Here is a 10,192-nt window from a genome sequence, read left to right on the forward strand (position 1 = left end):
CCGATTACTTACCGGGAGTTGCGAATACGAACAGCGCCATGAACGCGAGGTTGATGAAGTACGCGGCCTCGACCAGACCGACGGTCAGGAAGAAGTTACCGCGCAACCGGCCCTCGGCCTCGGGCTGCCGGGTGACGCCGTTGATCAGTGCCGAACCGGCCAGACCGTCACCGATACCCGCGCCGATGGCGCCACCGGCCATGATGAGGCCACCGCCGATGAGGGCACCCTGGACGATTGCTGGATCTGCTGCCATTTTCTCTTCCTGTTCTCCAACGTTGACCGATCGGTGGGGCCGATCGGGACTGCCGTTCAGTGGTTTTCGTGCTCCAGCGTCATGGATTGGCTGAAGTAGAGGACGGTCAAAAGCGCGAAGATGAACGCCTGAATGGCGCCGACGAACAAGTCGAACAACTTCCAAATGGCGTTGGGGCCCCACGCGATCCAGTACGGGAACAGTGCGATCACCGCGACCATGACGCCGCCGGCGAACATATTTCCGAACAATCGCAGCGACAGCGACAACGGCTTGGCGATCTCTTCGATGATGTTGATCAACACCATCGGCCCCCACCCCGTGTGGCCCTTCAGCAACTGTTTCACGTGCGTCACCGGACCGCGGCGTCTGACACCCGCGGCGTGGTAGAAGACGAAGACGAACAATGCCAGGGCGTAGACGAAATTGACATCGGAGGCCGGGGGGAAGATGAATTCGCCGCGGCCGTACTGCATCGGCAGCACCGATATCCAGTTCGACAGCAGGATGAAGGTGAAAAGCGTTACCGCCAACGGCAATACGAAGGGCGCGATACGCATGCCGATCGCGGACTCCACCTGCCCACGCATCTGCACGGTGACGGTTTCGAAGAACAACTGGACGCCGTTCGGTACGCCCGAGGTGATCTTCATGCGAAGGAAGAGAGCCAAGGCGATGACGATCACCGCGGCGACCGCCGTCGAGAGGATGGTGTCGACGTTGAACGTCAATCCCCAGAGTTCGGTGGTGGCGTGGTGACCTACTTCGATCTTCGGCTCTTCATCGGCCAGGATCATCGTCGCGATAGTGCTGCTCATGACTGCTGACGGAGCCCTCTCCACTCGGGCACGACGGTATGCAAGACGAGGATCACCTGGAACAACGCGAGTCCGAAGAAGATGCCCACACCGTTCGGGCGCGTCAGGAACGCCACGATGATCGCCAGCACGGTGACGATGATCAGCCGCGCGGCCGTCGACAAGGCCAGCGCCTGCTTATTCGGCGATTCCGAGCGGGTGATGCCGGTGACCGATCGCAATGTCAATTGCGCGTTCAGCCATCCCAGCCCCAGCCCGATACAGATGAAAACACCCAACATCAACCGATCCAGCGGACCGGTCACCACCAAAGCCAGCACACCGAATGCGGCTACCATGTAGCTCGCACGGCGCAGCCGGAGTTTGTCGATACTCACTGCGACACCACCATCGCCGCCATCCCACCTCGTAGTAGGTCGTGATCGAGGTCAGCTTACACAGACCAACCTTCTTGCGTAGCAACATTTTTGATCTTCATATACTTGATCTTGAATTTTGCGCCGGACGCTCCGGGCGAATAGGCTCAGTCATCGACCGGCTATCGTCTTCTACGCCGTACGACCTGCAAATGAGGGCGTTTTCCGGGACATTCGGACGCCGCTCGCAGCGGTGCGGCAATGGTAAATCAACGGTCAATACTCTGCCGTGAAACGGTAAAATCATCGGCGCGTCGCAATTGCAATTTGTCTATATTGCCCGAATTGTCGAGATTTCGGTTCGTCGATTCATCTATGCCTTATATATGTGCGCCCCGGGCGTCCGAGGGCGGTGCCGCCGAAGCCCGCCGCCGGCCCCGGACACCCCGGCAGGGGCGGCGACACGGTCCGCCGCGATGTCCTACGGCTCGGCAATCCCACCCGTCGGCCCAGGTCAGGTCGCACAAATTTCGTGTTCTACCAGGCATTCCCGGACAATTTACTGTCGAGGGGTTACCGTGACGTCTGCTGGGTACATCACCCACCGGGTCGCTCCGGCCCGCCCGATGAGGGAAACCGAAGTCCCGAGAGACGCCTGGTGGTTTCTGGTCTCTCGCCATGCTTGGTCGCAGCTTCACACGTTGAGGAGGCAGTACCATGAGCAGTAACCCGTCAGGCTCGGATTCCTCGGGTCCGTCCGGCTCCAGTCCCGTCGAGTACGACGACTCCTTGCACTACCCGGAATCGGCGTACTCGGCCTCGTTGGAGGACGCTTCACTGGCGGACTCGGAATCCTTGATCTACCGGCTCCACGAATCCGGCGCGCCCTTGCACATCGTGATGGTCGCACCGCCGTACTTCGAAGTGCCGCCTGCCGGTTACGGCGGCGTCGAAGCCGTGGTGGCTCAACTGGCGGACGCACTGGTAGCACGTGGGCACAAGGTGACCCTGCTGGGCGCCGGCCGCTCCGGGACTACCGCCCGGTTCATCCGGGTATGGGACGACATCCTCGCCGATCGCCTCGGCGATCCGTTCCCGGAGGTTCTCAACGCGCTCAAGGTTCGGCGCATCATCACCGAACTGGCGCAGACCGAACGGATCGATGTCGTCCACGACCACACCTTCGCGGGGCCGCTCAACGCTCCGATGTACACCGCCCTCGGCATTCCGACCGTGGTCACGGTGCACGGTCCGGTCGACGGGGAAGCGCAGGAGTACTACACCTCGCTGACCGATACCGCGCAGTTCGTCGCGATCAGCGATCGGCAGCGCTCACTCGCGGAGAATCTCAACTGGGTCGGCCGCGTCTACAACACGGTCCGCCCGGCCGAATGGCCGTTCCAGACCCGCAAACAGGACTTCGGCCTGTTTCTGGGGCGCTATGCCCCGTACAAGGGTCCCGATCTGGCCCTGCACGCCGCGCACGAGGCGGGGATCCCGCTGGTGCTGGCGGCGAAGATGAACGAGCCCCCGGAGAAGGCCTACTTCGAGAACGCGGTGCGGCCGCTGCTGCGCGACACCGATTTCGTCTTCGGCGAGGCCGATCAGATCGCGAAACGGCTGCTGCTCGCCTCGGCGCGCTGCCTGCTGTTCCCGATCCGCTGGGAGGAGCCGTTCGGCATCGTGATGATCGAGGCGATGGCCTGCGGCACCCCGGTGGTGGCTCTGCGTGGCGGCGCGGTCGAAGAAGTCGTCGACCACGGGGTCACGGGCATCATCTGCGACGATCCCGCCGAACTGCCCGCGGCCATCGCCGCGGCCGACGAGATCGACCCGGCCGCCTGCCGGCGCCGGGTGGTGGAGAAGTTCTCCGTCGACCAATTGGGCGCCGGATACGAATCCGCCTATTACGCGGCGATCGACAAACTCGCCGGTGTCCCGGTACCCGTCGCATCCGACGGCGTTCCCCTGATCCGCCCGCTCTCGGCCGTCGGAAACGGCTGATTCGCAGGCGAATCCACCCGCATCCGGTCCGCGTCTCGCACGACCGGATGCGGGCGTCCTCGCCGATCGAGTCGCCGCGGGCATCAGCGGGGCAAGCCGCCGAAGCGCCCTTCCCACCGCACCAGCACATCGGCCAGGATGCGGGCGAGTTCGCGCTGGTCGTCGTCCGGTAGTCCGGACAGCAATCCCGCCTCGTAGGCCAGCTGGCGCGGCATCAGCCGATCGATCAGCGCACGGCCGTCCGCGCTCAGCGCGATATGGGAGACCCGCCGGTCCCTGGTATCGGCCCGCCGGCCGACGAGCCCGCGCTCTTCCAGTCCCCGCAGCCGTTTGGTGACGGCGGCGGGCGAGGCGAACGTTTCGCGTGCCAGCCGGCCCGGCGTGAGCTCACCGCCGACGCGCCGCAGCGCCAGCAGAATGTCGAATTCCGGTCGCGCCAAGTCCTCGTCGCCGAGCGGTGCGTCGGCGACCTGTTGCAGCAGCGCCGCACAGCGAGTGATGCGGCCGATCACCGCGATCGGACTCAGATCGAGCTCGGGCGCGGCCCGCGCCCACTGCCGCATCACCTCGGCGACGGCATCGTCGGCGGTGTCGGCGACGGCGCCGCGCGTTCCGGCCGGAGTCCGCGCGGTCATCACGACACCGCCGCGAGGGTACGGACCGGCAACCGATCCAGCAGCTGATGTCCGGTGCGTTCCGCGGCGACGATGCGTTCGTCGGGAAGCGGCGCGCTCCACCACTCCCCCGCGGCGGTGTCGGCACAGGTGCGCACCTCGATCAGGGCGGCCGCGAGCCGAGCCCGGTCGGCGGGACCGCCGGTACCGGAGTCCACCACCAGGCGGGCGCGGCCGATCGCGGCATCGAGTTCGCCCAGCGCCGCCGTCACCCGGTCGGTGACCCGGCGATTGGGTACGGCGAAACAGATCAGGACGGCGATCACCGCACCCACGCAGGTGTCGAGCCAGCGATCGAGTCCGAGTTCGGAGGCCGGGCGCGGAGTGGCGAACTCCACCATCGCGAGAGCCATCGGTGTGATGAACACCGAAGCGACCCAATAGTTCCGGGAGATGGTGGCCTCGACGATCACCTGACAGACCAGAGCCATCACCACCAGCGCGACGGCGCTGTGCGCCCACGGCGCCACCGCCGTGAACAGCGCGACACCCACCAGATTGCCCAGCACGCGTTGCACAGTACGCTGCCACGACTGCGCGGTGTTGGCGACGATCAGAACGGCGGCGGTCATCACCGCCCAGTACGGGCGATTCACGCCCAGCGCCAACGAGATCCAGCCCGCGGCCGCGGAACCGAGGGCGACGCGGGTGGCGAGCGGCAGTCCGGCGGCACCGGGCAGGAAGGCACGGCCCACGCGCCGCAACGCCGCACCGCGGACGCCTCCGGTTCGGCCGAGGCCCATCCCGCGAATCTCCGACTCTTCGGCTGCGGCGCAATGGATCCGGGGGATGTCGCGGCCGCGGCGCAGGGTGCGCGCGTACTGCTCGAGGGTGTCGGCGTCGATTCGGGTTCGCTCCCGGATTGCCGTGAAATCCGTTTCCGCCCCGGCACTTCCGGCATCGGAGGGATACCGGGCCAACTCGGAATCGGCGGGCCGGGTGGTGGCGGCGAGGGTTTCGGCGCGGGCCAGCAGACCGGCCAGCGCGGTGCGTTGTGCCGCGGTGCGGGCGGTCGCGGGCACCCGGACCAGCGCGGTCCATCCGGCCTGCACGGCGACCGCGGCGTCGTGCCGGGCACGCGGCACTCCGGCATCGTCGAGCGGCACTCGCAGCAGCCGGGCGGTCGATTCGAGGGCGCGCGCCACGGCGAGCCGCTGCGGTCCGTGCGGGCGGATCAGTGCCGGGGCCATACATACACACCACGCCAGGACGCCGCCCAGCAGGATCAGGGCGAGGTGGCCGGGGAGTTGCTCGGTGCGCTGCGGGATGAAGGCCGCGCTGGAGACCACGAAGGTGAAGATGATGTTGCCGGGCGGGCCCATCCGGGAGGCATCGCAGACCAGCTTGTACAGCCCGGCGAGCACCGCGATCACCAGGACCCGCACCGCCGCGGATTCGATCAGCGCCGACGCGGTCAACGCGACCGCGGTGCCGGCGAACATCCCGAGCACCACCCAGGCCAGCGTGCGGCCGCGGGCGGCATACGGCAGGCCGTGCCCGTACAGGGCGCACAGACCGCCGGCGCTGGTGTAGAAGGCCAGCTGCACCTGTCCGGTGGCCAGCAGCACGACCTCCGGCCCGCCGATGGCGATCACCGCGCACAGCGCCGCCTGATACCAGGTGTCGGCGACCGGTCGCATTCGGAACACGCCTCGCAGCGACAGCATCCGCAGGGTGGTACGGAAACCGGCAGCTGGGGAGGAGGGGGCACGATGCGACACCCGAGAAGATTAACAGGTATTTTACTAGGAAACTATATGACGGGCAGCACTCGCTTCCGACAGGGCGGGCGGCGGAGCGGCCACCCACTCCGCTCGGCGCAATTTTTCGGCATTCGGTCGCCATATTGCGAATGCAGAATGCGGGCTGCGAAATAGGCCGCAGTGAGTTATCCGGGACACCGTGCCACACATTGTTTCGGGCACCGGAAATCACGGATTCGGCGAAATCCGAATACGGGTCAGGACACGATTCGCTATCGATTTCGAGTCAGCGACTGGCGGTATGCCCGCGGCGACATCCCCATCCACCGCGTGAAGGCATGAGTGAAATTAGCCGTTTCCGCATATCCGAGCCGGCGGGCCACATCCTCGACCGTCGACCCGGCGCGCAGCAGTTCTGCCGCGGTGCTCTCCCGCACGGTGTTGAGCAGGCCGCGGAAACTGGCGCCCTCGGCGGCGAGCTGCCGGCGCAGCGTACGGACGTTGATGTGCAGCTCCGCGGCCACTTCGGCCATCGACGGCACCGAACCCGGTTCGCGCAGCAGCCGCTCGCGGACCAGCGTCGACAACTTCCAGCCGCCGTCCAGCAGCACCTGCAGCGCCTCGCGGCACTGCCGTTCGATCAGGTTCGCGGTATGCGAATCGGCATGTGGCATGCGCAGATCCAGGAACGAGCGCGGCAGTACCAGCGCGGTCCGCGGACAGTCGCTGAGGATGTTGTCGATCGAGGCGAACTCGGCCAGTGCGGCAGCCCGATCGGCACCCAGCTCCAGTTCCAGGCGCACGGCGGGGATGGTCACATCGAGCGCCCGCTCGGCGACGAAGATCAGCGCCACCTCGCGTTCGACGAAGTATCCACGCAGGTCCGCGGGTATTCCCGAGCCGTCGGCCACCAGTGCGACCTCGTCGCCGCCGGACTCCTCCAGGTGATAGCGCGCCGAGACCGAGACCAGATCCTGGTAGCGGACCGCGATGTTGAGCACATCGCGCATGGTCGCGCTGGCCAGGGCCGCGAGGCCGACCAGACCGGCCTTGCCGAGGGAGGCCTGCGCGGCGGTCTGCACGCCGAGGCCGGGCCGGTCGCCGAGCGCGCGAATCAGATTGCGCGCGACAGCGAATTCTTGATCCGGCCAAATTCGCAGCTGTTCATCGGCCAGATCCGCGGGCTCGATTCCGGTGCCCGCCAATAACAGCGGTTCGTCCAATCCATGCGCGAGCCCGACACTGACCATCATTCGCACACTGACGCTGCCGTGCGGCAACACATCGGACGGCGTACCGATCCCAACCACAGTCCGAAATTACCAATATTCGGTCCGTTCGGCACATTCCGGCCCCCGAAAGTGGGGGCATAACCTCGACAGACCGACATCGGCACGGGATGGCCGATGGGCAGGCAGGGATCGAGGAGGGCGACTACACCGTGGATATGTTCAGCACCTGTTGGATGGAACCGCTCGACCTCACCCCGCAGAAGGCGCATCAGATCATGCAGATGCACCGGGGCTGCCGGACCGACGAATGCCCGCGCCGGCGCGCCGCGCTGCGAGTGCTGGTCGAGGAAGGCCGGCTGATTCCGGATTCCTCACGGGTGCACTGACAACGCACCAGCGGTCGCCGCTAGCCCGCCCAGCGACCGGTCCAGCTACGCGCGATCCGGCGCGCCCGGGCAGGCGGCATGCGATCGGGTTCGGTGAGGACCGCGAGCGTCAGCCCGTCGAGCAGCGCCACCAGTTCCGCTGCGGCATCACCGGATTCGGCGGTCCGCTCCGGATTCACGGCGACCAGCGCCCGGGCGATCAGATCCTCCGTGCGCTGCCACTGAGCACGATGCAGCGCCGCGATCTCGGGGTCGTGGGCGGCACGCGCGACCAGCGCGAACCACACCCGGGCGAGGCGATCCTCACTGTCGGGAGCGATGAGCAGGTCGACGAGACGGGACAAACGCTGGGCCGGCGGGAGTCGCGCCACCGCCGCCGCATCGAAACGGTGGGCGGCCTCGTCCCGCACATACTCCCAAACCCGATGGAGGAGTTCGTTTTTCGTCGAGAAGTAGTACTGCACCGTACCGATCGACACCTCGGCGCGCGCGGCCAGCGTGCGGATGCTGACGCCCTCGATACCGTCCTCGGCGATGACATCGGCCAGCCGGTCGAGCAGGTGGCCACGACGGTCCGTCGCGGTTGCGTCCGCCGCTACCCCGGTCCGCTCAACGCCCACCGCGTCGACTCCTCTCCCGCTGATCGCGAGCCCGATAGTAGCGCCATGCCTGTGCCCCCACTCGACGCGCCAGTGCCACGGGTTCCCGGCGGCCGTCGCCTCGGGAGGTCCGCTCCACGACGGCCGCGAAGAACAGCAGCAGCACCCCGGCACCGCCCAGACCGAAGTAGACGGTGTCGCCGAGCAGGGTGACGAGCAAGCGAGCCGATTCGTGGTCCGGCCCCGGCAAGGCGGGCAGGACCGCTTCGAGTTGCAGCAGGCGTACGCCCTCGGCAACCAGCCACAGCACCGCCGCCGCGGCCAGCGACCACCCGGCGATGCGATAGCTGCGCGCCAATCGCGTCGCGGCCACCAGCGAGACCCCCGCCAGTACCACCACCGCCAGTTCACCGGCGCCGAACACCACCTGCGCGCCGCTCATCGCACCTGCTCCGGTCGCGCCGGACGGCGCAGGATGGCGACCAGCAGCAGCGCCCAGGCCAGCACCAGCAGGAGATTGCGGACGCCGGCGCCGAACTCCATGCGATGCGTCATGCCCTCGGCGCCACCGGATCCGAGCCACATCGCCCGGCTCGTGACCAGCCCGGCCACCGAACCGATCATTGCCACCACCGCGGCGAGTACCGCACTGCCGAAGGCGCGCCCCAGCCGCCGGCGGTAGTACAGCACGAGCGCCGCTCCCAGCAGCGGCGCGCACAGGCCGAGCAGTTCCACGAGACGAAACATCGGCGCCCACCCCTTTCATACGTTCGTATGAGACCTACCATACGAACGTATGAGGCTTCGGTCAATACGACCGTATGAGAGCGATCAGGGCACAGCGAAGCTCCACTCGTCGCCATCGGGCCAGATGACGCGGGAGCCGTCGCGGCGGCGCATGGTCCCGGACGGGTCGACGATCCAGTCCGCCGGGTCGAAGCCGTCACCGCCGGTGGCCGGGTGCTCGACGGCGGTGTGGTCGCGGCGCACATAGGCCCCGTCCTCGCGCGGCGTCCAGACGGCCGGATCGTAGGTGCGCAGCGCGTTGTCCGCCGTGATCACCGCCATCGGGCCGTAGCGACGCAGCCGCGAGCCGTCCGAACGGGTGGTCCAGGCCGCGTCGGTCATCGGCTCGGCTTCGTCGGTACCGGCCCAGACGATCTCCGAGCTACCGGGCGCGTACAGGTCGCCGCGGTCACCATGCTGCCAGTATCCGGGCTCGTGCCGCAGCCACGGCCGGTCACCGACGAGAGCGACGACGGCGTCGAGATCCTGCGGCTCACCGAAATGCGCTGTGCCGATGCCCTTTTCCGATCGGCGCAGCATGGATGTAAGACGTGCGCCGGGCCCGGCTTCGATCACATATCGAACACCGCGGGCCGCCAGTCCGGCCATCACCACATCCCAGCGCACCGGTGCGCAGATCTGCGCGGACAGCGAGTCGACCGGGTCGGCGTCGGTACGCCACCGCCCGGATGTGCCCTCCACCACCGGAATTCGCGGCGGCATGAATTCGGCGCGGGCGAGTTCGGATCGGAACGCGGCGGCGGCCGGTGCCATGAGTGCGCAGTGGAACGGCGCACTGACGTCGAGCGCACGGGTGATCGCCCCGTGTTCCTCGGCGAGTTGCCGGGCTCTGCCGACGGCGCCGGTGTGCCCGGAGATCACCACCTGACTCGCGCCGTTGTAGTTGGCGACCGCGACGACCTCGGATTGCGCCGCGGCGGTGCAGATCCGGTCGACCTCGTCGGCGCCGAGACCCATAACCGCCACCATCGCGCCCGCCCCCGGCGGCACCGCTTCCTGCATCAGGGCGCCCCGGCGACGCACCAGACGCACCGCGGTCTCGACGTCGAGGGCGCCTGCGCAGACGTGGGCGGTGATCTCACCGAGGCTGTGCCCGGCCACGACCGTCGGATGAATGCCGGTCTCCGACACCAGCACTCGATAGGCCGCCACACTGGTGGCCAGGATCGCGGGCTGGGCGTACTCGGTCCGGGCCAGCTCCGCCGGGTCGCCGGCGAAGCACAGCTCGCTCAGGCCGAAGTCGATCGCCGCGTCGGCACGGTCGAATATCTCGCGCGCGACCGGGTAGGTGCCGGCCAGCGCCTTGCCCATACCGGGGAACTGCGCGCCCTGACCGGGGAATACGAATGCGAGCATG

The 10,192-nt window shown here is 67.5% G+C and carries 12 protein-coding genes; 2 read left to right on the forward strand and 10 right to left on the reverse strand.

Translation table 11 applies throughout. From position 1 onward, the window contains the following. Window positions 1-4: 4 nt before the first annotated feature. Genes AC5592_RS14605 through AC5592_RS14615 form a run of 3 tightly spaced genes read right to left on the reverse strand, consistent with a single transcriptional unit; the run spans window position 5 to window position 1,451 of the window. The gene (locus AC5592_RS14605) at window positions 5-256 is read right to left on the reverse strand and encodes a F0F1 ATP synthase subunit C (protein WP_025352811.1); all 252 of its coding nucleotides are present in this window, start codon (window positions 254-256) and stop codon (window positions 5-7) included. Between the two features lie 56 nt (window positions 257-312). Continuing rightward, complete coding sequence (atpB, locus tag AC5592_RS14610; RefSeq protein WP_174372335.1) at window positions 313-1,074, reverse strand: F0F1 ATP synthase subunit A; 762 nt, start codon at window positions 1,072-1,074, stop codon at window positions 313-315. Continuing rightward, window positions 1,071-1,451, reverse strand: a complete 381-nt coding sequence (locus AC5592_RS14615; RefSeq protein ID WP_030515130.1) for an ATP synthase subunit I — start codon at window positions 1,449-1,451, stop codon at window positions 1,071-1,073. Before AC5592_RS14615 ends, atpB begins: the two co-directional genes overlap by 4 nt. Window positions 1,452-2,330: 879 nt before the next feature. On the opposite strand from AC5592_RS14615, the gene AC5592_RS14620 reads away from it, so the two are divergent. Further along, a complete protein-coding gene (locus tag AC5592_RS14620; protein ID WP_167331998.1) occupies window positions 2,331-3,434 on the forward strand; it encodes a glycosyltransferase family 4 protein in 1,104 nt (367 codons plus the stop codon). 83 nt (window positions 3,435-3,517) lie between these two features. On the opposite strand, the gene AC5592_RS14625 is transcribed toward AC5592_RS14620, so the two are convergent. The 3 genes from AC5592_RS14625 to AC5592_RS14635 form a co-directional block, all read right to left on the reverse strand. Beyond that, window positions 3,518-4,069 carry a MarR family winged helix-turn-helix transcriptional regulator gene (locus AC5592_RS14625; RefSeq protein WP_051025048.1) on the reverse strand — a complete coding sequence of 184 codons (552 nt, stop codon included), beginning with the start codon at window positions 4,067-4,069 and terminating at the stop codon, window positions 3,518-3,520. Next, window positions 4,069-5,829: an FUSC family protein gene (locus AC5592_RS14630; protein ID WP_198163835.1), complete on the reverse strand. Its 1,761-nt coding sequence runs from the start codon at window positions 5,827-5,829 to the stop codon at window positions 4,069-4,071. The genes AC5592_RS14625 and AC5592_RS14630 overlap by 1 nt, the downstream gene beginning before the upstream one ends. A gap of 254 nt (window positions 5,830-6,083) precedes the next feature. Next, window positions 6,084-7,121, reverse strand: a complete 1,038-nt coding sequence (locus AC5592_RS14635; RefSeq protein ID WP_157121866.1) for an AraC family transcriptional regulator — start codon at window positions 7,119-7,121, stop codon at window positions 6,084-6,086. A gap of 89 nt (window positions 7,122-7,210) precedes the next feature. Between AC5592_RS14635 and AC5592_RS14640 the strand changes: the two genes are divergently transcribed. After that, complete coding sequence (locus AC5592_RS14640; RefSeq protein WP_036505435.1) at window positions 7,211-7,429, forward strand: hypothetical protein; 219 nt, start codon at window positions 7,211-7,213, stop codon at window positions 7,427-7,429. Between the two features lie 20 nt (window positions 7,430-7,449). Here AC5592_RS14640 and AC5592_RS14645 read toward each other — a convergent pair whose 3' ends face one another. The 4 genes from AC5592_RS14645 to fabD form a co-directional block, all read right to left on the reverse strand. Then, window positions 7,450-8,049, reverse strand: coding sequence for a TetR/AcrR family transcriptional regulator (locus tag AC5592_RS14645; RefSeq protein WP_063064490.1), 600 nt, complete (start codon window positions 8,047-8,049; stop codon window positions 7,450-7,452). Further along, window positions 8,039-8,470, reverse strand: coding sequence for a hypothetical protein (locus tag AC5592_RS14650; protein WP_063064491.1), 432 nt, complete (start codon window positions 8,468-8,470; stop codon window positions 8,039-8,041). Before AC5592_RS14650 ends, AC5592_RS14645 begins: the two co-directional genes overlap by 11 nt. Then, window positions 8,467-8,775: a hypothetical protein gene (locus tag AC5592_RS14655; RefSeq protein ID WP_063064492.1), complete on the reverse strand. Its 309-nt coding sequence runs from the start codon at window positions 8,773-8,775 to the stop codon at window positions 8,467-8,469. Before AC5592_RS14655 ends, AC5592_RS14650 begins: the two co-directional genes overlap by 4 nt. Window positions 8,776-8,859: 84 nt before the next feature. After that, a complete protein-coding gene (gene fabD / locus AC5592_RS14660) occupies window positions 8,860-10,191 on the reverse strand; it encodes an ACP S-malonyltransferase (protein WP_063920308.1) in 1,332 nt (443 codons plus the stop codon). Window position 10,192 lies beyond the last annotated feature (1 nt).

Origin of the sequence: Nocardia violaceofusca NBRC 14427 (assembly GCF_963869435.1) — a bacterium.
Taxonomy (GTDB): Bacteria; Actinomycetota; Actinomycetes; order Mycobacteriales; family Mycobacteriaceae; genus Nocardia; species Nocardia aobensis.